We start from the raw sequence: 22,833 nt of genomic DNA on the forward strand, positions 1-22,833 counted from the left end.
TTTCTGCATGACCCACCGCAACCCTCCCCGGCTGCTGCGCGCCCTGGCCCTGCTGGCCGCCGCCGTTGCACTGCCGGGCTGCGCCGACCTGGGCTACTACGCGCAGTCGGTGCGCGGCCACCTGCAACTGATGGGCGCGGCGCGGCCCGTGGAGGACTGGATCGCCCGCCCCGACACCCCCGCGGCGCTGCGCGCGCGGCTGGAGCTGGCGCAGCGTGCCCGGGCCTTCGCCGTGGCCGAGTTGGGCCTGCCCGACAACGCCAGCTACCACCGCTACGCCGACCTGGGCCGCCGCGCCGCCGTGTGGAACGTGGTGGCCGCCCCACCGCTGTCGCTCACGCTGCACACCTGGTGCTTCCCGGTCACGGGCTGCATCGGCTATCGCGGCTACTTCGACGAGGACGGCGCCCGCGCCGAGGCCGCAAGCCTGGCCGCGCAGGGGCTGGAGACCAGCGTCTACGGCGTGCCCGCCTATTCCACGCTGGGCTGGATGAACTGGGCCGGCGGCGACCCGCTGCTCAACACCTTCGTCGGCTATCCCGAGGGCGATTTCGTGCGCCTGTTGTTCCACGAGATGGCGCACCAGGTGGTGTATGCCAGCGGCGATACGGTGTTCAACGAATCGTTCGCCACGGCGGTGGAGCGCATCGGCGGGCAGCGCTGGCTGGACACGCAGGCCAGCGCGACGGCGCGCGAGGCGTCGGCGCGGGCGCAGACGCGCCGCGCCGCGTTCCGTGCGCTGACGCGCGAGACGCGCGTGCGGCTGGTGCATATTTATGAACAAAAAACGGCTCCAGCGCTTGATATACCTGCGGTAGCAGCTATGAAAAACGAAGCAATGCAGACGTTCCGCGAGCGCTACGCAGCCCTGCGCGAGCGCTGGCTGACCGAGCCCGGCATGCAGGGCGGCGCGGACGCCGCGGCGCTGGCGGGCTACGACACCTGGGTGGCGCGCGCCAACAACGCGGCCTTCGGCGCGCTGGCCGCCTACGACGACCTGGTGCCCGCGTTCGAGGCGCTGTTCGCGCGGGAAGGCTCGGACTGGCCGCGCTTCTACGCGGCGGTGCGCGCGCTGGCCAGGCAGCCCAGGGACGAACGCCACGCGGCGCTCGATGCGCTCATGGCGCCGCCGCCGGCTAGTGCAGTGTTCGATGCTTGGCGGCACCAATAAACCTAGAAACGGCAGTTGACCGCTTCGCATCCCTTGCCAGGCCGCATGAAATCGAGCGTTGACGGCTTCGATGGGGTTCGCCTCGTGGGTGAGAGCGCTATGCACCTGCCAGCACCGCGCTCGGCGCGCCATGCGGCGTTGCTCCTCCTTGCGGGCAGTAGCCCGCCGCGTCGTCGCGCCTTGCCTGGCACCCCGATCACGGCACCGGCAGGCGCATCCAACTGCCGTTTCCAGGATAAAAGCGATGCGTTTTGGCGCAGGGCAAGGCGCAAACCACAGCGATAGCCGTCGCTATCGCGAGGATTTGCAGCGCCGCCATGCGGCAAAAGGCGCGGTTTTATGTGCTGCTTGGCGTTGAACACTGCATTAGCGCAGCGACTCGATGAGGTCGATGTACTGCTGCCGGGCCGCGTCGCCCGCCGTGCCCTTGAGCTTGTTCCAGGCATCCCACTTGGCGCGACCCACCACGTCGGTGAAGCCGGGGCGCTCGCCCTGCACATCGCCCTGCACGGCCTGCTTGTAGAGCGCGTAGATCTTCAGCAGCGTGGGGTTGTCGGGGCGCTCGTCGAGCAGCTTGGAATTGGCGACGGCGGCCTCGAAGGCGACGTTCAGGTCGGACATGGGGGTTGGCTCCTCGTTGTGTTCAGGGCCGGGGCTGGCCCAGCCATTGCTGCGCCAGCCGCACCCAGTAGGTGGCGCCCAGCGGAATCAGGTCGTCGTTGAAATCGTAGCTCGGGTTGTGCAGCGTGCAGGGGCCGGCGCCGTGGCCCATGCCGCGGTGGCCGCCGTCGCCGTTGGCGATGAAGCAGTAGGCGCCGGGCTTGGCTTGCAGCATGTAGGCGAAGTCCTCCGCGCCCATCGAGGGCTCCTGCGCCAGCACCCGCTCCTCGCCCACGATGGAGGCCATGACGCGGCGCGCGAACTCCGCCTCGTCCGGGGTGTTGACGGTGGGCGGGTAGTTGCGCTCGAACGCGAAATCGCAGCCCATGCCGAACGCGGCGCAGGTGTGCTCGGCGATCTCGCGCATGCGTCGCTCGATCAGGTCGAGCACTTCGACGCTGAAGGTGCGCACCGTGCCCTGCAGCTCGCAGGTGTCGGGCACCACGTTGGTAGCCTCGCCCGCGTGGACCATGGTGACGGAGATGACGCCCGCGTCGATGGGCTTCTTGCTGCGGCTGATGATGGTCTGGAACGCCTGCACCATCTGGCAGGCCACGGGCACCGGGTCCAGCGCCAGGTGCGGCATGGCCGCGTGGCCGCCCCTGCCGCGGACGGTGATCTTGAACTCGCTCGTGGAGGCCATGACCGGCCCCGGCGACACGGCGAAACTGCCGGCGGGCAGGCCGGGCCAGTTGTGCATGCCGAACACGGCCTCCATGGGGAACTGCTCGAACAGGCCGTCGCGGATCATCTCGCGCGCGCCGCCCCCGCCCTCCTCCGCCGGCTGGAAGATCAGGTAGACCGTGCCGTCGAAATCGCGGTGCCGCGCCAGGTGCTGGGCCGCGGCCAGCAGCATGGCCGTGTGGCCGTCGTGGCCGCAGGCGTGCATCTTGCCCGCGTGGCGGCTGGCGTGGGCGAAGGCGTTGGACTCCTGCATGGGCAGCGCGTCCATGTCGGCGCGCAGACCGATGGCGCGCGGTCGCGCGCCGTTTTGCCCGGCTTCGCGGGAGCTGGTGCCGTTGCCCTTCACGATCCCGACCACGCCGGTGGTGCCCATGCCGCGGTGCACGGGGATGCCCCATGCGCCGAGCCGCGCGGCCACGAGGTTGGCGGTGCGCGCCTCCTCGAAGGAGAGTTCCGGGTGCGCGTGGATGTCCCGGCGCAGCGCGGCGATGCCGGCGGCCTGGGTGACGATGGAGTCGATGAGCTTCATGGCGGCATTCCTTGGCTTGCCAGTCTAGACTGACTGACTGCCGCGCGCATCGCCCACAATGCGGGGCATGGTTTCCACACGCTCGCTCGAACTCGCCCAGACCCTGGTGCGCATGAACACCGTCAGCAGCCGCTCCAACCTGGAGCTGATCCACTTCGTGCGCGACGAACTGCAGCGCCTGGGCGTGGCCAGTCGCATCACCTTCAGCGCCGACCGCGCCAAGGCCAATCTGTTCGCCACGCTCGGCGAAGGCAAGCCGGCAGGCGTGATCCTTTCCGGCCACACCGACACCGTGCCCTGGGACGGCCAGGCCTGGAGCAGCGACCCGCTGGCGCCCGAAGTGCGCGACGGCCCCGAGGGCCCGAGCCTCTACGGGCGCGGCAGCGCCGACATGAAGAGCTTCATCGCGCTGGCGCTGGCCCATGCGCAGGATTTCCTGGACAGCCGCGCGCCGTTCGCGGTGCACCTGGCCTTCAGCTACGACGAGGAGGTGGGCTGCTTCGGCGTGCGCGAGCTGATCGCCGACCTGCACGACGCGGGCATCGCGCCGCTGGCCTGCATCGTGGGCGAGCCGACCGGCATGGTGCCGGCCATCGCGCACAAGGGCGTGTACCGCTACCAGTGCTGCGTGCGCGGCAGGGAGGCGCATTCGTCGCTCACGCCACAGTCGGTCAACGCCATCGAGATGGCCGCCCGCATGGTCTGCAAGCTGCGCGACATGGCCGAGGGCTTCGAGCGCGACGAGCCGCGCTACGCCGGCTTCGACGTGCCATTCTCAACCGCCAGCGTGGGCCAGTTCCACGGCGGCATCGCCGACAACGTGGTGCCGCGCGACGCGGTGTTCCGCTACGAATTCCGCAACCTGCCCACGGCGGATGCGATTTCCATGCAAAAAGAGGTGCTAGCGCACGCAGATATTGCGGCAGCAGCTATGAAAAAAGTAGCGCCAGAGGCCGGATTCACGTTCGAGACGATCTGCGAGGTGCCGGCCTTCCTGGGCTCCGCCGACGACGCCGTGACGCGCCTGGCGCAACGCCTGGCGGGCCAGCACGAGCACGCACGGCGCACCACGCTCGTGGCCTTCGGCACCGAGGCCGGCCTGTTCAAGAGCGCGGGCATCCCCACCGTGGTCTGCGGCCCCGGCAGCATCGCCCAGGCCCACCAGCCCGACGAGTACGTGAGCCTGGAGCAGCTCGCGCGCTGCGAGGCGTTCCTGCGCGGGCTGGCCGCGAGCGAGCGGCTGCAATAGTCAGGTGCGCACGCCGCCGTCGCCGGTCAGCATCGAGATTTCCACGAACTTCGAGCCCGCGTGGTTGGCGCTGCCGTAGGTGATGGGAAAGCCCGGCAGGTGCTGCGGGCTGATCGCCTCCAGCCCGCGCACGAAGCCCTCGCGCGTGGGCTTGTCGCCGGCCTGGCGCAGCCCTTCGGCGCACACGCGGGCGGCGATGTAGCCCTCCAGGCTCGAATAGTTGGGCTGCACCGCGCCGCCGCCTTTCCGGATGGCGTCGAGGAACTCGCGCGTGATCGGCTTGGACGGCTGGTAGGGCGATGGCACGACCTGCGACACCACCACGCCCGCGCCGTCCTTGCCCAGCGCGTCTGCCAGCGCCTGCGTGCCGACGAAGGAGACGTTGTAGAACGTGCCGCCATAGCCCGCGGCACGCGCCGCCCGGATGAACGCCGCGCAGGAGCCGTAGGTGCTGACCAGCACGATGGCCTGCAGCTGCGCGGCCACCAGCGTCTTGACGGCAGCGGCCACGTCGTTGCTGTTGCGCTCCACCGTGGCCTGGCCCGCGGGCTTGAGGTTCTGCGCCGCCAGCGCCAGCGTCACGCCGTCGAGCCCGGCCTTGCCGTAGGAGTCGTTCTGGTGGAACACGCCGATGCGCGTGATGCCCAGGCCGGTGAGTTGCCTGACGATGAGCGCGGTCTCGTCGTTGTACGAGGCGCGCACGTGGAACACGTTGCGGTTGAACGGCTCGCGCAGCGCCATGGCGCCGGTGAACGGCGCCAGCAGCGGGATGCGCGCCTGCGTGAGCAGCGGCAGCGCCGCCAGCGTGGTGGGGGTGCCGATGTAGCCGAACAGCGCGAACACGTCGTCGGCGATGAACTTGCGCGTGTTCTCGGCGCAGCGGTCGGGCTCGTAGCCGTCGTCGAGGCGGGCGATCTCGATCAGCCGGCGGCCCACGCCGCCCTGGGCGTTGAGCTGGTCGAAGTAGAGCCTGGCCCCCGCGTTGAACTGCAGGCCCAGTTGCGCGGAAGGCCCCGTGAAGGCCGCGGACTGGCCCAGCACGATCTTCTCGCTCTGCGCATGCGCCAGCCCAAAGCCGGCCACCAGCGCAGCCCCTCCCGCACGGGCGACAAAGCGCCGCCGGCTCGTTCCCTTCGCATCCATGGTCAAATCCTCGTCTTGGTTGCCGCAGGGCATCCGCCAGGTCCATACCGGCGGTTTTGCGCGTCAGCCGATGAGTTTACGGGCGTTCCGCGCCCCATTGTCACAAATTCGCCATGCAACAGCCCGCCGCCAACCCCCATGCCGCCACGCAGGTGCGCGGCGCCTGCCCGCACGACTGCCCCGATACCTGCGCCCTGCTGACCACCGTGGACAACGGCGTGGCCGTGAAGGTGCAGGGCAACCCCGACCATGCCCATACGGCGGGCGTGCTGTGCGCGAAAGTGTCGCGCTACACCGAGCGCACCTACCACCCCGAGCGCGTGCTGCAGCCCCTGCGCCGCGTGGGCCCCAAAGGTGCGGGCCGGTTCGAGCCCGTGGCGTGGGACGAGGCACTCGACGACATCGCGCGCCGCCTGGGCGCCATTGCGGCGCGCGATGCGCAGGCCATCCAGCCCTACAGCTACGCCGGCACCATGGGGCTGGTGCAGGGCGAGAGCATGGACCGGCGCTTCTTCCACCGCCTGGGTGCGTCGCTGCTGGACCGCACGATCTGTTCGTCTGCGGGCGGCGAAGCGCTCACGCAGACGCTGGGCGGCAAGCTCGGCATGCGCGTGGAGTTCTTCTGCGAGGCCAAGCTCATCCTCATCTGGGGCAGCAACTCCATCGGCAGCAACCTGCATTTCTGGCGCCACGCGCTGCAGGCCAAGCGCGACGGCGCGCGGCTGGTCTGCATCGACCCGCGCCGCAGCGAGACGGCGGAGAAATGCCACGAGCACATCGCCCTGCTGCCCGGCACCGACGCCGCGCTGGCGCTGGCGCTGATGCACGAACTGATCGTGCACGACTGGCTGGACCACGATTACATCGCCCGGTATACCCTGGGCTGGGAGGCTCTGCGCGAACGCGCGCTGCAGTGGAGCCCGGAGCGTGCCGCAGCCATCTGCGGCATCGACGCGCAGCAGATACGCCGCCTGGCGCGCGACTGGGGCACGACGCGGCCCGCCGCCATCCGCCTGAACTACGGCGTGCAACGCACGCGCGGCGGCGGCAACGCGGTGCGCGCCATCGCCTGCCTGCCCGCGCTCACGGGCGCCTGGCGGCACCGCGCGGGCGGCCTGCTGCTCAGCGCCTCGGGCGCGTTCCCGGTGCAGCGGACCGCATTGCAGCGCCCCGACCTGCTGGCGGACCGCAGGCCGCGCACCGTCAACATGAGCACCATCGGCGACGCGTTGCTGCACGAGGCGTCGGTGGAGGCCGGCCCGCGCATCGAGGCGCTGGTGGTCTACAACAGCAACCCGCTGGCCGTGGCGCCCGAGTCGGCCAAGGTGGCGCGCGGGCTGGCACGCGAGGACCTGTTCACCGTCGTCCTCGAGCACTTCATGACCGACACCGCCGACTATGCCGACTACGTGCTGCCCGCGACAACGCAGCTCGAGCACTGGGACGTGCACGCCGCCTACGGCCACACCGACGTGCTGCTGAACCGCCCGGCCATCGCGCCCGTGGGGCAGGCGCGCTCCAACGCGGCGATCTTCCGCGCGCTGGCCGCGCGCATGGGCTTCGACGAGCCATGCTTCCAGGACGACGACGAGGCGCTGTGCCGCCAGGCGTATGGCAGCGCGGTGGACTTCCAGCACCTGCTCGACCACGGCTTCGCCACGCTGGCGCTGCCCGCAGCGCCGTTCGCCGAGGGCGGCTTCGCCACGCCCTCGGGCCGCTGCGAGTTCTACAGCGCGCGGCTGGCGGCCCAGGGCCTGGACGGTTTGCCCGGCTACCTGCCCAACTTCGAAGCGCCCGGCAGTTCGGCGGACTACCCGCTGGCCATGATCTCGCCGCCGGCGCGCAATTTCCTCAACTCCAGCTTCGTGAACGTGAAGAGCCTGCGCGATGCCGAGGGCGAGCCACTGCTCGAGATCCATGCCGCCGACGCCCAGGCGCGCGGCATCGGCGACGGCGACATGGTGCGGGTGTTCAACGCACGGGGCGTTTACCGCTGCCGCGCGGCGGTATCGCCGCGCGCCCGCGCGGGCGTGGTGCACGGCCTGGGCATCTGGTGGCGCAAGTTCGGCGCGAACGGCACCAACGTCAACGAACTGACCAGCCAGGCCCTGACCGACCTGGGCCGCGCGCCGACGTTCTACGACTGCCTGGTGGAGGTGGCACGCAGCGAGTGATTTCCATCCTCCCTGCTGTCACCTGGAAACGGCAGTTGACCGCTTTGTATCCCTTGCAGGCCGCATGAAATCGAGCGTTGCCGGCTTTGATCGCGTTCACCTCGTGGGTGAGAGCGCTATGCACCTGCCGTTTCCAGGGTCATTGGTTCGCGGCTTTTTAATTTGCGCAGCACACGCACGCTTTTCGGCGGGCCGTGTGGGGACTCCCGCAAGGGGGTGTCGGTTCCTTGTTCCGGTCTGCCAACCCTGCACGGCCTGCCACTTCTTCCTTGGCAGGGGAAGGCGGCAGGTTCAGAACCCCTGTTAACCTAAGCGGCCAAGTCTTGACAGATTGTGCGAAGATTCCCGATGTACGAAAGTACATTTCGCGTCGATGACGCGATAGGCACATTGCCTTACGACCCAATGGGTTACAACATTTCCTGGCCTTGCCAGGAACAGGTGCAAGTGGGCGCGAATCGGTGGAACGTACCAAAACTCTTGCGTACGACCGAGGGGGTAAGGTTGCGTTCGCATTTCCAACCTGTTTGGTTCCGGCTCTGCCGGCTTGGGATCAAACAATTACATTCAGGAAGTGTCGAACTTGTGCAGCCCCCAGGCGACACCTGGGCCAGAATGAAGAGCCCCGCCCAGCAGCTACTACTCGTAGCCGCTGGGCGGGGACCGGTCTCATCTAGTGGTTGCGCGGGCAAGATTTGAACTTGCGACCTTTGGGTTATGAGCCCAACGAGCTACCAGGCTGCTCCACCGCGCGGCAAGATTTAGATTATAGCTTAATTTGCAGCCTCTGCGTCGGAAGCCGTGACTTCTTCGACTTCAGGGCGGTCCAGCAACTCAACCAGGGCCATCGGTGCGTTGTCGCCAACGCGGAAGCCCATCTTCAGGATGCGGGTGTAGCCGCCCGGGCGCGCCTTGAAGCGCGGGCCGAGCACGTTGAACAGCTTGGTCACGCTGTCACGGTCGCGCAGGCGGTCGAACGCGAGGCGGCGGTTGGCCAGCGTGGCTTCCTTGGCCAGGGTGATCATGGGCTCCACCACGCGGCGCAGTTCCTTGGCCTTGGGCAAGGTGGTCTTGATGACCTCGTGCTCGATGAGCGAATTCATCATGTTGCGCAGCATGGCGAGGCGGTGCTCGCTGGTGCGGTTCAGTTTACGGAGTCCGTGTCCGTGTCGCATAGTGCTTTCCTTCTCTATTAAAAATCGGACAGCCGTATCAGGTACTGTCCGAGGCACTTCCCCGCTTTTGAGGGGGTATGGATTCTAACTCAGCGCTTGTCCATGCCTGCGGGCGGCCAGCTTTCCAGCTTCATGCCCAGTGTCAGGCCGCGGGAAGCCAGGACTTCCTTGATTTCGTTGAGCGACTTGCGGCCCAGGTTCGGTGTCTTGAGCAGCTCGTTTTCCGTGCGCTGGATCAGGTCGCCGATGTAGTAGATGTTCTCGGCCTTCAGGCAGTTGGCGGAACGTACCGTGAGTTCGAGCTCGTCCACCGGACGCAACAGGATCGGATCGAACGACATGTTGCCGCGCGGGGTCGGTGCATCGAATGCAGCCAGTTCGCCGCCTTCGAGCTGCGCGAACACTGCGAGTTGCTCAACCAGAATTTTGGCGGACGCGCGCACCGCGTCTTCGGCGGTGATCGCGCCGTTGGTTTCGATCTCCAGTACCAGCTTGTCCAGATCGGTGCGCTGCTCGACGCGCGCGCTTTCCACGGTGTAGCTCACGCGCTTGACGGGCGAGAACGAAGCATCGAGCACGATGCGGCCGATGGACTTCGTGGCCTCGTCGGCATAGCGGCGCAAGTTGCCAGGCACATAGCCGCGGCCCTTTTCGACCTTGATCTGCATGTCCAGCTTGCCGCCCTGCGACAAGGTGGTGATGACGTGGTCGGGGTTGATGATCTCCACGTCGTGCGGCGTCTGGATGTCGCGCGCCGTGACGGCACCTTCGCCATCCTTGCGCAGCGAGAGCGTCACTTCGTCGCGGTTGTGGAGCTTGAAGACAACGCCCTTCAGATTCAGGAGGATGTCAACCACGTCCTCCTGGATACCGTCGATCGACGAGTACTCGTGCAGAACGCCCGCGATAGTCACTTCGGTCGCCGCATACCCGACCATCGACGAGAGCAGTACACGCCGGATCGCGTTGCCCAGCGTGTGACCATAGCCACGCTCGAACGGTTCAAGCGCGACCTTGGCGCGATTGTGGCCCAGTTGCTCGACGTTGATCGTCTTGGGTTTCAGCAAAGTGGTTTGCATGCAGACTTCCTCTCAATACCCCCGGCTCGTTACACCGGTAAGGCTGGTGAAGCACCTGAACCGCGATGCCTCGCGGTTCAGGAACGGTTTTCTTGGAAAAAAAGCGCAAAGGCGCGAAGGCATCAACGCGAATACAACTCGACGATGAGGGATTCGTTGATGTCGGCGCCGAACTCGTCGCGGTCCGGGGTCTTCTTGAAGACACCTTCGGACTTGTCCGCATTCACTTCCACCCAGGCCGGCAGACCAACCTGCTGCGCGAGTTGCAGAGCCTCCAGGACACGGTTCTGCTTCTTTGACTTTTCGCGCACGGCGACCACGTCACCCACCTTGACGAGGTAGGAAGGAATGTTCACCTGCTGTCCATTGACCGTGATCGCCTTGTGCGATACGAGCTGGCGCGCTTCGGCGCGCGTGGAGCCGAAACCCATGCGGTAGACCACATTGTCGAGACGCGATTCCAGCAGCGACAGCAGGTTGGCGCCGGTATTGCCGCGGCGACGCTCGGCTTCTTCAAAGTAGCGGCGGAATTGCTTTTCCAGCACGCCATACATGCGCTTGACCTTCTGCTTCTCGCGCAGTTGCAGGCCAAAGTCGGAAGTGCGCTGGCCGGACGTGCGGCCATGCTGGCCGGGCTTGGAGTCAAACTTGGCCTTGTCCGCAATGGAGCGGCGGGCGCTCTTCAGGAACAGGTCGGTGCCTTCACGGCGGGAGAGCTTGGCCTTGGGGCCGAGATAACGTGCCACTTGAATTTCCTTGTGTCATCTGCCGCAGCACCTGGCTGCGGGAGCCGCTTGCCTATGGCAAACGGCGGTGGGCTTGTGAATAGTGAACGGGCGAACCGGACAGTTAGATGCGACGACGCTTTTGCGGGCGGCAGCCGTTATGCGGCATCGGCGTTACGTCGGAAATGGACGTGATGCGGATGCCCAGGGCACCCAGCGCACGCACCGACGATTCGCGGCCAGGACCAGGACCCTTGATCTCGACGTCGAGATTCTTGATGCCTTGGTCGATGGCTGCACGGCCTGCGACTTCGGAGGCGACCTGCGCGGCGAACGGGGTGGACTTGCGCGAACCCTTGAAGCCCTGGCCGCCCGAGGACGCCCACGACAGTGCGTTGCCCTGGCGGTCGGTGATGGTGATGATGGTGTTGTTGAACGACGCGTGCACGTGGGCGATGCCGTCGGAAACGTTCTTGCGAACCTTCTTGCGGACACGCTGTGCGGCGTTGTTGGCAGGAGACTTGGCCATGATGCTCTCTCAATCCGTTTATTTTTTCAGTGCCGCGGCAGCCTTGCGCGGACCCTTGCGGGTACGGGCATTGGTGCGGGTGCGCTGACCGCGCATCGGCAAGCCACGGCGATGGCGGAAACCGCGGTAGCAGCCGATGTCCATCAAGCGCTTGATGTTCATCGTGGTTTCGCGGCGCAGGTCGCCTTCGATCGTGAACTGAGCGATCTGGTCGCGGATCTTTTCCAGATCGCCGTCTGTCAGGTCCTTGATCTTCTTGGCATAGGCGATGCCGCATGCTTCGCATATCTTGCGAGCGCGCGTGCGGCCAATGCCGAAGATGGCGGTCAGACCGATTTCCGCATGCTGATGCGGCGGAATGTTGATACCAGCAATACGTGCCATGTGCGTCCTCTAAAAACTCTTCAACCCTGGCGCTGCTTATGGCGCGGGTCAGTGCAGATCACACGCACCACACCTTTGCGGCGGATGATCTTGCAGTTGCGGCAAATTTTCTTGACCGAAGCCGAAACTCTCATTTCATTCTCCTAAAACTTTTATCCCGTCCCGGCTTACTTCGCACGGAACACAATCCGGGCCCGCGATAAATCGTAGGGCGTCAACTCAACGGTCACCTTGTCGCCGGGAAGAATGCGGATGTAGTGCATGCGCATCTTTCCGGATATGTGACCCAACACGACGTGGCCATTCTCCAGCTTCACGCGGAAAGTCGCGTTCGGCAGGTTTTCCACAACTTCCCCTTGCATCTGAATGACATCGTCCTTGGCCACGTCAACTCAACCATTGAGAGAAGTCTTGAAACTCGCCTTTTTCAGTAACGATTCATACTGCTGCGACATCATGTAGTTCTGCACCTGGGCCATGAAGTCCATGGTCACCACCACGATGATCAGCAGCGAGGTTCCACCGAAGTAGAACGGCACGTTGTATTTCAAGATCAGAAATTCGGGCAGCAGGCACACGAACGTGATGTAGATGGCGCCCGCCAATGTCAAACGCACCAGAATCTTGTCGATGTACCGCGCCGTCTGATCCCCTGGGCGGATACCCGGAATGAATGCGCCGCTCTTCTTCAGGTTGTCCGCCGTCTCACGGCTGTTGAACACCAGCGCCGTGTAGAAGAAGCAGAAAAATACGATGGCAGTGGCATAAAGCAGCACATAGATCGGCTGCCCCGGCGTCAATGCCCCGGCAATATCCTTGAGCCAGCGCATGGACTCACTGCTGCTGAACCAGTTCACCACGGTGGCCGGCAGCAGGATGATCGACGACGCAAATATCGGCGGGATGACACCGGCCATGTTGAGCTTGAGCGGCAGATGCGACGACTGGCCGCCATACACCTTGTTGCCCACCTGGCGGCGCGCATAGTTGACAAGGATCTTGCGCTGCCCGCGTTCGACGAATACGACGAAGTAGGTGACCAGGATGACCACCGCGACGATGAAGATGGAGGCAACGATGCTCATCGCGCCCGTACGCACCAGTTCCAGCAAGCCGCCGATGGACCCCGGAAGGCCCGCGGCGATGCCGGAAAAGATCAGGATCGATATGCCGTTGCCCAGGCCGCGCTCAGTGATTTGCTCGCCCAGCCACATCAGGAACATGGTCCCGGCGGTGAGGCTCACGACGGCGGTCACGCGGAAGCCGAAACCCGGACTGAGCACCAGACCCGCCGAACCTTCCAGCGCCATGGCAATGCCCAGGGACTGGAAAAGCGCGAGCCCGAGCGTGCCATAGCGCGTGTACTGCGTGATCTTGCGCCGGCCCGCCTCGCCTTCCTTCTTCATCTGCTCGAAGGTCGGCACGACGTATGTCATGAGCTGCATGATGATCGATGCCGAAATGTACGGCATGATCCCCAGCGCGAACACCGTGAAGCGCGACAGCGCCCCCCCCGAGAACATGTTGAACAGGTTCAGGATGCCGCCCTGCTGGCTGCTGAACAACTGGCGCAGCTGCTCGGGATCGATGCCGGGCACGGGAATGTGCGCGCCGACGCGGTACACGACCAGCGCCAGCAACAGGAATACGAGCCGGCGACGCAGGTCGCCGAACTTTCCCGTCTTGGCCAGATTTGCCGCGCTAGTTGCCACGATCGTCCTTCGCCCCCGGCATCAGGCCAGGCTGCCGCCAGCAGCTTCGATGGCCGCCTTCGCACCCGCCGTAGCGCCGATGCCGGTGAGCTTCACAGCGGTATTGATCGTGCCGCTCTTGATGATCTTCACCACCTTGGCCAATTCACCCACGAGACCAGCCTGGCGCAGTGCAAGCATGTCCACCTCGGCCAGGCCGAGTTGACCCAGTGCCGTCAGCGTGACCTCGGCGTTGAACTTCAGCAGGTGCGACTTGAAGCCGCGCTTGGGCAAACGGCGCTGCAGCGGCATCTGGCCGCCTTCGAAGCCCACCTTGTGGTAGCCGCCGGCACGGGACTTCTGCCCTTTGTGGCCGCGGCCCGCCGTCTTGCCCAGACCGGAGCCAATGCCGCGGCCGACACGGCGCTTGGCATGCTTGGCACCTGCTGCGGGCTTGATGCTGTTGAGTTCCATCACGAATCTCTCAAAGAACTTTGACCAGATAGCTGATCTTGTTGATCATGCCGCGGACCGCGGGCGTGTCCTGCAGTTCGCTGATGCTGTTCAGCTTGCGCAGGCCCAGGCCGCGGACGGTGGCGCGGTGCGATTCCTTGGTGCCGATAGGGCTGCGCACCAATTGAATCTTGACGGTTTGTTGCGTAGTCATTGCTCAGCTCCGTATCAGGCGAAGATTTCTTCGACCGTCTTGCCGCGCTTGGCTGCCACTTCCGCCGGGGTGGTGGACTTGACGAGCGCGTCGAACGTGGCGCGGACCATGTTGTAGGGGTTGGACGAGCCGTGGCTCTTGGCCACGATGTCGGTCACACCCATCACCTCGAACACGGCGCGCATCGGCCCGCCGGCGATGATGCCCGTGCCCTTGGGGGCCGGCGCCATCATGACGACGGCGGCACCGTGGTGTCCCGTGACGTTGTGGTGGATGGTGCCGTTCTTCAGCGACACCTTGACCAGGTTGCGGCGCGCCTCTTCCATTGCCTTCTGCACGGCGGCGGGGACCTCCTTGGATTTGCCCTTGCCCATGCCGACGCGGCCATCGCCGTCGCCAACCACGGTCAGCGCAGCGAAGCCGAGGATACGACCGCCCTTCACGACCTTGGTTACGCGATTGACCGCGATCATCTTCTCGCGCATGCCGTCGTCGCGGCCTTCGTCTTGCACCTTGGGTTGAAATTTAGCCATTTTGGTTTCCGCTCCGCTTAGAACTGCAGGCCCGCTTCGCGGGCGGCGTCGGCCAGCGCCTTGACGCGGCCATGGTAGGCAAACCCTGCGCGATCGAAGGCCACCTTGTCGACGCCGACGGCCTTGGCCTTCTCGGCGATGCGCTTGCCGATGATCTGTGCGGCAGCGGCGTTGCCGCCCTTGCCTGCGCCGCCCAGCGACTTGCGCACATCGGCTTCCACCGTGGAAGCGCTCGCCAGCACCTTGGTGCCGTCGCCGGAAATGACGCTGGCATAGATGTGCAGATTGGTGCGGTTCACCGTCAGGCGTGCAATGCCCTGCTGGGCGATGCGCACGCGGGTCTGGCGCGAACGACGAAGACGCTGCTCTTTCTTGGTCAACATGTTGCAGCTCCTTACTTCTTCTTGGTCTCTTTGATCACGATCTTCTCGTCCGCATAGCGGATACCCTTGCCCTTGTAGGGCTCGGGCGGACGAATCGCCCGGATCTCGGCGGCCACCTGGCCCACGCGCTGACGGTCGGCGCCCTTGATCACGACTTCGGTCGGGGTCGGCGTGGCGACGGTAATGCCCTCTGGCATGTCCTTGTTCACCGGGTGGGAGTAGCCCACCGACAGGTTCAGCTTGGCGCCTTGCGCCTGGGCTTTGTAGCCCACGCCCACCAGGCTCAGCTTCTTCTCGAAGCCCTTGCTGACACCCAGCACCATGTTGTTGACCAACTGGCGCAGCGTGCCGCTCATGGCATTGGCTTCGCGGGACTCGTTGGCCGGCACGAAGCTCAGCTTGCCATCGGCGCTCGTCACCTTGACCAGCGCATGGGTGGACACCGACAGCGAACCGCCGGAGCCCTTGACGCTGATCTGGTCTTCCTTGATCGCCACATCCACACCCGTGGGGATGGCGACCGGCATTTTTCCTACTCGAGACATTTCAGTTTCTCCTCAAGTCAGGCGACGTAGCACAGCACTTCGCCGCCGATACCGGCAGCGCGCGCCTTGCGGTCCGTCATCACGCCCTTGGGCGTGGTCACGATGGCAACGCCCAGCCCGTTCATGACGTGCGGAATGGCGTCGCGCCCCTTGTAGACGCGCAGGCCGGGACGGCTCACACGCTCGATGCGCTCGATCACGGGGCGGCCGGCGTAGTACTTCAGCGCGATTTCAAGCTCGGACTTGTTGCCTTCGGTCTTCACTTCGAAGCCGTCGATGTAGCCCTCGTCCTTCAGCACCTGTGCGATTGCGACCTTCACCTTGGAAGACGGAACGGACACGGAAGCCTTGGCCACCATCTGCGCATTGCGGATGCGGGTCAGCAGGTCGGCGATGGGATCACTCATGCTCATATCGAATCTCTCCTGCTGTGCTTACCAGCTCGCCTTGGTGACACCGGGGATGTCGCCAGCGAAAGCCAGTTCACGGATCTTGGCGCGGCCCAGGCCGAATTGGCGGAACGTGCCGCGGGGGCGGCCCGTGATCTCGCAACGGTTGCGCTGGCGCGTGGGATTGGCGTTGCGCGGGAGCTTCTGCAGGCCCAGGCGGGCCGCGTAGCGCTCTTCATCGCTGCGCTTGGCATCGCCCGCGATGGCCTTCAGTTCGGCGTACTTCGTCGCGTACTTGGCCGCCAGTTTTTCGCGCTTCAGTTCGCGCTGGATCAAAGCTACTTTAGCCACACGCCACCTCAGTTCTTGAACGGGAAACGGAAAGCCGCGAGGAGTGCCTTGCACTCTTCGTCGGTCTTGGCCGTCGTGGTGATGCTGATATTGAGACCGCGCAAGGCATCGACCTTGTCGTACTCGATCTCAGGGAAAATGATCTGCTCTTTGACGCCAATGTTGTAGTTGCCACGGCCGTCGAACGCACGCCCCGAGATGCCGCGGAAGTCGCGCACGCGCGGCAGGGCCACGGTGACGAAGCGGTCGAGGAATTCATACATGCGCACGCCGCGCAGCGTCACCATGCAGCCGATGGCCTGGCCTTCGCGGATCTTGAAGCCGGCGATGGCCTTCTTGGCCTTGGTGACCACGGGCTTCTGGCCCGCGATCTTGGTCAGGTCGCCCACGGCGTGGTCCATGACCTTCTTGTCGGCCACCGCCTCGCTCACACCCATGTTGAGCGTGATCTTGGTGATGCGGGGCACCTGCATCGGAGAGGTGTAGCCAAACTTCTCCGTCAGTTGCGGAGCGACTTTCTCGCGGTAGTGTTGTTGGAGTCTTGCCATGTTCTTACCCTCAGGCAACCTTGATTTCTTCGCCGCTGGACTTGAACACGCGAACGCGCGTGCCGTCGGCCTGCAGCTTGATGCCCACGCGGTCAGCCTTGCCGCTGGCGGGGTTGACGATGGCCACGTTGGACTGATGGATGGGCATGGACTTTTCCACGATGCCGCCGGCCGTGCCCTTCAGGGGGTTCGGCTTGGTGTGCTTCTTGACCAGATTGATGCCGTCGACGACCAGATAGGAGTCGTCCTTGCGCAGCGCCACCTTGCCGCGCTTGCCCTTGTCGCGCCCGGCCAGCACGATGACTTCGTCGCCCTTGCGAATCTTGTTCATGTCGCGTCCTGCTGATGGATTAAAGAACTTCGGGAGCCAGGGACACGATCTTCATGAACTTCTCGGTACGCAGTTCACGCGTCACGGGCCCGAAGATGCGGGTGCCGATGGGCTCCAGCTTGGCGTTGAGCAGCACGGCGGCGTTGCCGTCGAACTTGACGAGCGAGCCGTCGCCGCGGCGGATGCCCTTGGCGGTACGCACCACCACGGCGCTGTAGACCTCGCCCTTCTTGACGCGGCCGCGCGGAGCAGCTTCCTTGATGCTCACCTTGATGATGTCGCCCACGCTGGCATAGCGGCGCTTGGAGCCGCCGAGCACCTTGATGCACAGGACGGACTTGGCGCCGGTATTGTCGGCTACCTCTAACCGAGATTCAGTCTGGATCATTTCAGTATTCCCAACTTGCACCTGAAAAGACTGCCCGCGCGGCTTGCACCGCAGCAGGCACATCACAGGTCAGTCTTGGGCCCGTCGTCCACGCCGCAAACCATTCGCGGCGCTTCCTCTTGGGCAGATATTCAACGCCTCATGAAGGCGGAGCCAGTGATTATGGCAAAGCCGAAACCGGACGTCAAGCGCTGTGTTGCAACGGCAACGTGGCGTAGCGGTTTGCCAGTTCCAGGAACGCCGCCAGGCCGGGGTCGGCGCCCGTCTCCTGCCACAGCAGGGCGGCGGCGGCGGGCGCCAGTTCCGCCGCCAGGCGGGCGTCGAGGAACAGCAGGCGCCAGCGGCGCGCGAGCACATCCTCGACCGTGCGCGCGTACTCATGGCGGGCGGCGAAGCGCACCATGGCCTCGGTCAGCCCCGCGCCCAGCATATGGCCGGCACCGGGCAACTGCTGTACGAACGCCTGCTCGGCGCCATACAGGTGCGGGCCCGGCGCATCGCTGATGCGGTGGCGCACCGGCGCCTGCGCGCCGACCAGGGGCAGATCCGCCGTCACCCCGCCGGGGCGGGCATCGAGCAGGCCGCCGCCGAAGCAGTGGTCCAGCACGTCCTCGGCCATGGCGCGGTAGGTGGTCCACTTGCCGCCGGTCACCGTCACCAGGCCCGTGGGGCTCACGAGCACCGTGTGCTCGCGGCTGATCTTGCGCGTCTGCGCGCCCGCGTCCTCGGCGGGCCTGACCAGCGGGCGCAGGCCCACCCAACTGCTGCGCACGTCCGCCGCCTGCGGCGCACGGCGCAGGTAGCGGCCCGCCTCGCCGAGGACGAAGGCAACCTCTTCGGGAAACGGCGCGGGCTCGCGCGCCAGGTCATGGCGCGGCGTGTCCGTGGTGCCCAGCACCACCTTGCCCAGCCAGGGCACGGCGAACAGCACGCGGCCGTCGGAGGTCTTGGGCACCAGCAGCGCGTGGTCGCAGGGCAGGAATTCGCGGTCCACCACCAGATGCACGCCCTGGCTCGGCGCCACGATGGGGCGCACGGAGCGGCCCGCCTGCGCGCCGTCCTGCTCCCGCAGGGCATCGACCCAGACGCCGGTGGCGTTGACCACGGCGCGCGCGCGCAGCGTGAATTCCCATCCCGTCTCGGCATCGGCGCAGACCAGCCCCGCGACCTTGCCGCCCTCGTAAGCCAGCGTGCGGGCGGCGCAGTAGTTGACCAGCAGCGCGCCGCGACTGGCCGCCGTGCGCGCCAGCGCCAGCGCCAGCCGGGCATCGTCGAACTGGCCGTCCCAGTACCTCACGCCGCCCTTCAGGCCGTCGGGCCGCAGCGTCGGCAGGTGGCGCAGCGCGCCCGCGCGGCCCAGGAACTCGGTCGCGCCCAGGCCGGCCTTGCCGGCCAGCAGGTCGTACATCTTCAGGCCTGCGCCGTAGAACGGCGTTTCCCAGCAGTGGTAGGCGGGCATGACGAACGGCAGCGGCTGCGCCAGATGCGGCGCGTTGCGCAGCATGTTCGTGCGCTCGTGCAGCGCCTCGCGCACCAGCGCGATGTTGCCCTGGGCCAGGTAGCGCACGCCGCCGTGGGCCAGCTTGGTGGCGCGCGAGGACGTGCCCTTGGCAAAATCCAGCGCCTCCACCAGCACCACCGAGAAGCCGCGCGCCGCGGCGTCGAGCGCCACGCCCAGCCCCGTGGCGCCGCCGCCGATGACGGCCAGGTCGTACTGCTGCGGGGCAGCCAGGCGCTCCAGCAGCGCGGCCCGATCGGTGGGCAGGGGGGATGGGATGGAGCTGGCGCAACGCATAGGGCCGCCATTGTCCCCCCTGCCTCCACCCGCTGCGCGCTCCATGCTCAATGCGCCGCCCAGCCGCGGGCGCGCTCCACCGCCTGGCGCCAGCGCGCCCGCTTGGCCGCCCGCGCGGCAGCGCCGATGGCGGGCTCGAAGCGCCGGCCGACGGCCCACTGGGCGCTGATCTCCTGCGCGCTGGCCCAGAAGCCCGTCGCCAGCCCGGCCAGGTAGGCCGCGCCGAGCGCCGTGGTCTCGGCCATGCGCGGGCGCACCACGGGCACGCCAAGGAAGTCGGCCTGCAACTGCATCAGCAGGTCGTTGGCGCTGGCGCCGCCGTCCACGCGCAGTTCGCGCAGGGCGATGCCGGCGTCCTTCTCCATCGCCGCGAACACGTCGGCCACCTGCAGCGCGATGGCTTCGAGCGCCGCGCGGGCGATGTGGGCGCGCGTGGTGCCGCGCGTCATGCCCAGCAGGATGGCGCGGGCGTGGCCGTCCCAGTCGGGCGCGCCCAGGCCGGCGAAGGCGGGCACCAGGTACACGTCGCCGGTGTCGGGCACCAGGGCGGCCAGCGCCTCCACCTCCGGCGCGGCGCGGATCATCTGCAGCCCGTCGCGCAGCCACTGGATGGTGGCGCCGGCCATGAACACGCCGCCTTCGAGGCAATAGGCGGTGCGCCGGGGCGCGCCCTCGGGCCCCTGCCAGCCCACGGTGGTGAGCAGCCGGTTGCGGCTGGGCACGGCGGCGGTGCCGGTGTTCATGAGCATGAAGCAGCCCGTGCCGTAGGTGTTCTTGGCCATGCCGGGCGCGAAGCAGGCCTGCCCGAAGGTGGCGGCCTGCTGGTCGCCCGCGATGCCGGCGATGGGCACGGGCACGCCGAACAGCGCCGGGTCGCACCGCGCCACCACGCCGCTGGAGGGCACGATGCGCGGCAGCAGGCTGCGCGGGATGCCGAAGAGCCGCAGCAGCGCGTCGTCCCAGCGCCCGGTGTGGATGTTGTAGAGCAGCGTGCGCGAGGCGTTGCTGGCATCCGTGACGTGGGCGCGCCCGCCCGTGAGGTTCCAGACCAGCCAACTGTCCACCGTGCCGAAAGCCAGCTCGCCGCGCCCGGCCCGTGCGCGCGCGCCGGGCACGTGGTCGAGCAGCCACTGCAGCTTGGTGCCCGAGAAATACGCGTCGAGCACCAGCCCCGTGCGCTGCTGGATGAAGCCGGCCTTGCCCTGCGCGCGCAGCTCGTCGCAGCGCCCGGCGGTGCGGCGGTCCTGCCAGACGATGGCGTTGGCCACGGGCTGGCCGGTGGCCCGCTCCCACAGCACCACCGTCTCGCGCTGGTTGGCGATGCCGATGGCCGCCAGCTCGTGGCCCATGCGGCACGGGTCGGTGCGCACCATGCCGACCCGCTCCAGGCACTGGCGCGCCACGTCGCGCTGCGCGGCCCAGATCTCGCGCGCGTCGTGCTCCACCCAGCCGGGCTGCGGGAAGATCTGCGTGAACTCCTGCTGCGCCCGGGCGCAGACCTGCCCCGCGTGGTCGAACAGGATGGCGCGCGAACTCGTGGTGCCCTGGTCCAGGGCCAGCAGGTATCTCATGGCCGCCGAGCGTAGCGCAACCCGCGCGGGCGAGCGGGCCGTGGAAATACGCAGGACACGCAAAGGCACATAGACTCGGCGCGCATGGCAGACCCCACCGCATTCCTCCCACGCCGCCGCGGCATGCTCGCCGCCGGCTGCGCCGCGCTGCTCGCGGGCTGCGCGGCGCGCCTGCCCGGCACGGCAGCGGCGCCCGCCCCGCGCTTGCTCGGCACGGCCACGCTGCGCCACGGCCTGCGGTTCGCGGGCACCACGGTCGGCGGGCTGTCGGGCATCGACTACGACCCGGCCACGGGGCTCTATGCGCTGGTCAGCGACGACCGCTCCGAGCACGGGCCCGCGCGCATCTATACCGCGCGCATCGGCATCGACGCCGCCGGCGGCGCCGTGTCGGTGGAGCTGCAATCGGCCATCCCCCTGCTGCGCGGCGACGGCCAGCCCGGGGCATCGGCCAGGGCTGCCGGCGCCGGCGACGAGGTGCTGGACCCCGAGGCCGTGCGCTGGCGCGCCACGCCGCGCGGCCCGGTGCTGCTGTGGACCACCGAGGGCGACTTCGCGCGCGGCTTCGGCCCGGCGCTGCGCGAATCGGCGCCCGACGGCACGCTGCTGCGCACCTTCGGCCTGCCCGCGATGTTCGCGCCCGACCGGGCGGGCCGGCGCGGGCCGCGCGACAACAAGGGCTTCGAGGGCCTGGCGCTCACGCCCGATGGCCGCCATGCCTGGCTGGCGATGGAAGGCGCGCTGGTGCAGGACGGCCCGCTGCCCGCCGTGGGCGTGCCCGGCGGCCCCTGCCGGCTGACCTGCGTGGACCTGCAGAGCGGCCGCGCGCTGCGCCAGATCGCCTACATGCCCGACGCCGTGCCGCACGCGCCCGTGCTGCCCGGCGGCATGGCCGACAACGGCATCAGCGAGGTGCTGATGCTAGACGCGCACGCCATGCTGGTGCTGGAGCGCTCCTACGCGCTCGGGCGCGGCGTGTCGCTGCGGCTCTACCGCATCGACACGCGCGAGGCGGGCGACGTGCTGGGCGTGGATGCGCTCGCCCCCGGCAACCACCGGCCCGCCGCCAAGACGCTGGTGGCCGACTTCGCCACGCTCGGCCTGCCGCAGATCGACAACACCGAGGGCCTGTGCTGGGGCCCGCCGCTGCCCGACGGGCGCCGCACGCTGCTGGCCGTGAGCGACGACAATTTCAACCTCGGCCAGGTCACGCAGATCGCGGCCTTCGCGCTCGCGGACTGACCCCGCGCCTTCTTTCGACACTCCACCCGTTTGCCACCGCCATGCGCACGACACCCGCCCTTCCCGCCGACATCTCCATCGCCTTCATCGGCGGCGGCAACATGGCCAGCGCCATCATCGGCGGGCTCGCCGGCCAGGGCCTGCCCGCCGCGCGCATCGTGGTGGTCGAGCCCTCGGACGAGGCGCGCGCACGGCTGGCGCAGCAGTTCGGCATCGCGGCCCATGCGTGCGCCGACGCGGCCGGCACGGCGCTCGGCGGCTGCGCCGTGGCCGTCTGGGCCGTCAAGCCCCAGACCTTCCACGAAGCCGCCACCGCCGCCGCGCCGCACGTGGCGCGGGCGCTGCACCTGAGCGTGGCCGCGGGCATACCGAGCGGCAGCATCGCGCGCTGGCTCGGCACCGAGCGCATCGTGCGCGCCATGCCCAACACGCCCGCGCTGGTGGGCCAGGGCATGACCGGCCTGTTCGCCCGCGCCGGCGCCGACGCCGCCGACCGCGCGCTGGTGGAGCGCCTGCTCGGCCCCACGGGCGCGCTGCTGTGGGTGGATGAGGAGCGCCTGCTGGACGCGGTGACGGCGCTGTCGGGCTCGGGCCCGGCCTATGTGTTCTACGTGATCGAGGCGCTGGCGCAGGCCGGCGTGGACATGGGCCTGGCGCCGCAGCAGGCGCACCGGCTGGCCGTGGGCACGTTCGTGGGCGCGTCGGCCCTGGCCGCGGCGTCCGACGAGCCGCCCGCCGTGCTGCGCCAGCGCGTCACCTCCAAGGGCGGCACCACCCATGCCGCCATCACCGCGCTCGAAGCGGCCCAGGTCAAGCAGCAGTTCGTGGCCGCCATCCGCGCCGCCGAGCGCCGCGCGCAAGAGCTGGGGCAGGAGTTCGGGGCCGACTGAAGGCGGA

At 67.5% G+C, this 22,833-nt stretch carries 28 protein-coding genes and 1 tRNA gene; 5 read left to right on the forward strand and 24 right to left on the reverse strand.

Annotated elements, in window-relative coordinates; all coding sequences use genetic code 11:
* Positions 1-7: 7 nt before the first annotated feature.
* Positions 8-1,171, forward strand: coding sequence for an aminopeptidase (locus PY257_RS07015; RefSeq protein WP_275740326.1), 1,164 nt, complete (start codon positions 8-10; stop codon positions 1,169-1,171).
* 366 nt (positions 1,172-1,537) lie between these two features.
* On the opposite strand, the gene PY257_RS07020 is transcribed toward PY257_RS07015, so the two are convergent.
* Positions 1,538-1,792 carry an acyl-CoA-binding protein gene (locus PY257_RS07020; RefSeq protein ID WP_275740328.1) on the reverse strand — a complete coding sequence of 85 codons (255 nt, stop codon included), beginning with the start codon at positions 1,790-1,792 and terminating at the stop codon, positions 1,538-1,540.
* A gap of 22 nt (positions 1,793-1,814) precedes the next feature.
* The gene (locus PY257_RS07025; protein ID WP_275740330.1) at positions 1,815-3,044 is read right to left on the reverse strand and encodes a M20 aminoacylase family protein; all 1,230 of its coding nucleotides are present in this window, start codon (positions 3,042-3,044) and stop codon (positions 1,815-1,817) included.
* Between the two features lie 67 nt (positions 3,045-3,111).
* Between PY257_RS07025 and argE the strand changes: the two genes are divergently transcribed.
* On the forward strand, positions 3,112-4,293 hold the full coding sequence (gene argE / locus PY257_RS07030; protein ID WP_275740332.1) for an acetylornithine deacetylase: 1,182 nt from the start codon (positions 3,112-3,114) through the stop codon (positions 4,291-4,293).
* On the opposite strand, the gene PY257_RS07035 is transcribed toward argE, so the two are convergent.
* Positions 4,294-5,436, reverse strand: a complete 1,143-nt coding sequence (locus PY257_RS07035; RefSeq protein ID WP_275740333.1) for an ABC transporter substrate-binding protein — start codon at positions 5,434-5,436, stop codon at positions 4,294-4,296.
* Between the two features lie 113 nt (positions 5,437-5,549).
* On the opposite strand from PY257_RS07035, the gene PY257_RS07040 reads away from it, so the two are divergent.
* A complete protein-coding gene (locus tag PY257_RS07040; RefSeq protein ID WP_275740334.1) occupies positions 5,550-7,610 on the forward strand; it encodes a molybdopterin-containing oxidoreductase family protein in 2,061 nt (686 codons plus the stop codon).
* Positions 7,611-8,287: 677 nt separating this feature from the next.
* Here the strand turns inward: PY257_RS07040 and PY257_RS07045 are convergent.
* The 21 genes from PY257_RS07045 to glpK form a co-directional block, all read right to left on the reverse strand.
* A tRNA-Met gene (locus PY257_RS07045) sits at positions 8,288-8,364 on the reverse strand.
* A gap of 19 nt (positions 8,365-8,383) precedes the next feature.
* Positions 8,384-8,785: a 50S ribosomal protein L17 gene (gene rplQ, locus PY257_RS07050; protein ID WP_275740336.1), complete on the reverse strand. Its 402-nt coding sequence runs from the start codon at positions 8,783-8,785 to the stop codon at positions 8,384-8,386.
* Between the two features lie 89 nt (positions 8,786-8,874).
* Entirely contained in the window at positions 8,875-9,864 is a 990-nt protein-coding gene (locus PY257_RS07055; protein WP_275740338.1) for a DNA-directed RNA polymerase subunit alpha, read from the reverse strand.
* A gap of 122 nt (positions 9,865-9,986) precedes the next feature.
* The gene (gene rpsD, locus PY257_RS07060; RefSeq protein ID WP_275740340.1) at positions 9,987-10,610 is read right to left on the reverse strand and encodes a 30S ribosomal protein S4; all 624 of its coding nucleotides are present in this window, start codon (positions 10,608-10,610) and stop codon (positions 9,987-9,989) included.
* A gap of 103 nt (positions 10,611-10,713) precedes the next feature.
* Positions 10,714-11,118 (reverse strand): 30S ribosomal protein S11, encoded by a 405-nt coding sequence (gene rpsK, locus PY257_RS07065; RefSeq protein WP_275740342.1) that lies wholly within the window; start codon positions 11,116-11,118, stop codon positions 10,714-10,716.
* A gap of 18 nt (positions 11,119-11,136) precedes the next feature.
* On the reverse strand, positions 11,137-11,502 hold the full coding sequence (gene rpsM / locus PY257_RS07070) for a 30S ribosomal protein S13 (protein WP_275740344.1): 366 nt from the start codon (positions 11,500-11,502) through the stop codon (positions 11,137-11,139).
* Positions 11,503-11,522: 20 nt separating this feature from the next.
* Positions 11,523-11,636, reverse strand: a complete 114-nt coding sequence (gene rpmJ, locus PY257_RS07075; protein WP_011481465.1) for a 50S ribosomal protein L36 — start codon at positions 11,634-11,636, stop codon at positions 11,523-11,525.
* A 33-nt stretch (positions 11,637-11,669) separates the two neighbouring features.
* The gene (gene infA, locus PY257_RS07080; protein WP_012734373.1) at positions 11,670-11,888 is read right to left on the reverse strand and encodes a translation initiation factor IF-1; all 219 of its coding nucleotides are present in this window, start codon (positions 11,886-11,888) and stop codon (positions 11,670-11,672) included.
* A 6-nt stretch (positions 11,889-11,894) separates the two neighbouring features.
* Positions 11,895-13,214, reverse strand: coding sequence for a preprotein translocase subunit SecY (gene secY, locus PY257_RS07085; protein WP_275740346.1), 1,320 nt, complete (start codon positions 13,212-13,214; stop codon positions 11,895-11,897).
* Between the two features lie 21 nt (positions 13,215-13,235).
* Complete coding sequence (rplO, locus tag PY257_RS07090; RefSeq protein WP_275740348.1) at positions 13,236-13,667, reverse strand: 50S ribosomal protein L15; 432 nt, start codon at positions 13,665-13,667, stop codon at positions 13,236-13,238.
* A 10-nt stretch (positions 13,668-13,677) separates the two neighbouring features.
* Positions 13,678-13,860: a 50S ribosomal protein L30 gene (gene rpmD, locus PY257_RS07095; RefSeq protein ID WP_275740350.1), complete on the reverse strand. Its 183-nt coding sequence runs from the start codon at positions 13,858-13,860 to the stop codon at positions 13,678-13,680.
* A 14-nt stretch (positions 13,861-13,874) separates the two neighbouring features.
* Positions 13,875-14,393, reverse strand: a complete 519-nt coding sequence (gene rpsE / locus PY257_RS07100; protein ID WP_275740352.1) for a 30S ribosomal protein S5 — start codon at positions 14,391-14,393, stop codon at positions 13,875-13,877.
* Between the two features lie 17 nt (positions 14,394-14,410).
* Entirely contained in the window at positions 14,411-14,776 is a 366-nt protein-coding gene (gene rplR, locus PY257_RS07105; protein WP_275740354.1) for a 50S ribosomal protein L18, read from the reverse strand.
* 11 nt (positions 14,777-14,787) lie between these two features.
* The gene (gene rplF, locus PY257_RS07110; protein WP_275740356.1) at positions 14,788-15,321 is read right to left on the reverse strand and encodes a 50S ribosomal protein L6; all 534 of its coding nucleotides are present in this window, start codon (positions 15,319-15,321) and stop codon (positions 14,788-14,790) included.
* A gap of 17 nt (positions 15,322-15,338) precedes the next feature.
* Positions 15,339-15,734: a 30S ribosomal protein S8 gene (gene rpsH, locus PY257_RS07115; RefSeq protein ID WP_275740358.1), complete on the reverse strand. Its 396-nt coding sequence runs from the start codon at positions 15,732-15,734 to the stop codon at positions 15,339-15,341.
* 21 nt (positions 15,735-15,755) lie between these two features.
* On the reverse strand, positions 15,756-16,061 hold the full coding sequence (gene rpsN, locus PY257_RS07120; RefSeq protein WP_275740360.1) for a 30S ribosomal protein S14: 306 nt from the start codon (positions 16,059-16,061) through the stop codon (positions 15,756-15,758).
* A gap of 8 nt (positions 16,062-16,069) precedes the next feature.
* Positions 16,070-16,609: a 50S ribosomal protein L5 gene (gene rplE / locus PY257_RS07125; protein ID WP_275740362.1), complete on the reverse strand. Its 540-nt coding sequence runs from the start codon at positions 16,607-16,609 to the stop codon at positions 16,070-16,072.
* A gap of 10 nt (positions 16,610-16,619) precedes the next feature.
* On the reverse strand, positions 16,620-16,940 hold the full coding sequence (gene rplX, locus PY257_RS07130; RefSeq protein ID WP_275740363.1) for a 50S ribosomal protein L24: 321 nt from the start codon (positions 16,938-16,940) through the stop codon (positions 16,620-16,622).
* A 19-nt stretch (positions 16,941-16,959) separates the two neighbouring features.
* On the reverse strand, positions 16,960-17,328 hold the full coding sequence (gene rplN, locus PY257_RS07135) for a 50S ribosomal protein L14 (protein ID WP_007861702.1): 369 nt from the start codon (positions 17,326-17,328) through the stop codon (positions 16,960-16,962).
* Between the two features lie 184 nt (positions 17,329-17,512).
* On the reverse strand, positions 17,513-19,123 hold the full coding sequence (locus tag PY257_RS07140; protein WP_275740396.1) for a glycerol-3-phosphate dehydrogenase/oxidase: 1,611 nt from the start codon (positions 19,121-19,123) through the stop codon (positions 17,513-17,515).
* A gap of 47 nt (positions 19,124-19,170) precedes the next feature.
* On the reverse strand, positions 19,171-20,694 hold the full coding sequence (glpK, locus tag PY257_RS07145; RefSeq protein ID WP_275740398.1) for a glycerol kinase GlpK: 1,524 nt from the start codon (positions 20,692-20,694) through the stop codon (positions 19,171-19,173).
* A gap of 84 nt (positions 20,695-20,778) precedes the next feature.
* Here glpK and PY257_RS07150 point away from each other — a divergent pair, with 84 nt between their 5' ends.
* Together PY257_RS07150 and proC are read left to right on the forward strand one after the other, a co-directional pair.
* Entirely contained in the window at positions 20,779-21,936 is a 1,158-nt protein-coding gene (locus PY257_RS07150) for an esterase-like activity of phytase family protein (protein ID WP_275740400.1), read from the forward strand.
* Positions 21,937-21,977: 41 nt separating this feature from the next.
* Positions 21,978-22,826 (forward strand): pyrroline-5-carboxylate reductase, encoded by an 849-nt coding sequence (gene proC / locus PY257_RS07155; RefSeq protein ID WP_275740402.1) that lies wholly within the window; start codon positions 21,978-21,980, stop codon positions 22,824-22,826.
* Positions 22,827-22,833: the final 7 nt, after the last annotated feature.

The sequence above is a fragment of the Curvibacter soli genome (assembly GCF_029211125.1).
GTDB lineage: Bacteria > Pseudomonadota > Gammaproteobacteria > Burkholderiales > Burkholderiaceae_C > Curvibacter_A > Curvibacter_A soli.